This is a genomic window from Pseudocitrobacter vendiensis (genome assembly GCF_943590815.1).
In the GTDB taxonomy this organism is placed as follows: domain Bacteria; phylum Pseudomonadota; class Gammaproteobacteria; order Enterobacterales; family Enterobacteriaceae; genus Pseudocitrobacter; species Pseudocitrobacter vendiensis.
This window is the reverse complement of sequence record NZ_CALSBS010000093.1, coordinates 1-363: the sequence shown is the minus strand read 5'-3', so window position 1 is coordinate 363 and position 363 is coordinate 1. Positions and strand designations below refer to the sequence as shown.

Below are 363 nucleotides of genomic sequence, written 5' to 3'. Positions count from 1 at the left end.
CACACAGATTGTCTGATGAAAATTAGCAGTAAAAAATCTCTGCAGGCTTGTAGCTCAGGTGGTTAGAGCGCACCCCTGATAAGGGTGAGGTCGGTGGTTCAAGTCCACTCAGGCCTACCAAATTCTTTTTGATACTGCGTTGCGGAATGACTCGCATACTTCAGTATGCTTCGCCATCCCACGCCTTGTCTCAAAACGAATTACGGTTACAGAGATTGACCTACGATGGGGCTATAGCTCAGCTGGGAGAGCGCCTGCTTTGCACGCAGGAGGTCTGCGGTTCGATCCCGCATAGCTCCACCATCTTTACTGCAAAAAACCAAGAAAACTTCAGAGTGTACCTGAAAAGGTTCACTGCGAAGT

At 48.8% G+C, this 363-nt stretch carries 2 tRNA genes; both read left to right on the top strand.

Going from position 1 to position 363, the window contains the following annotated elements:
• The first annotated feature begins 43 nt into the window (after positions 1 to 43).
• Positions 44 to 120, top strand: a tRNA-Ile gene (locus NMC31_RS26110).
• 107 nt (positions 121 to 227) lie between these two features.
• Positions 228 to 303: transfer RNA gene (locus NMC31_RS26105), tRNA-Ala, on the top strand.
• Positions 304 to 363: the final 60 nt, after the last annotated feature.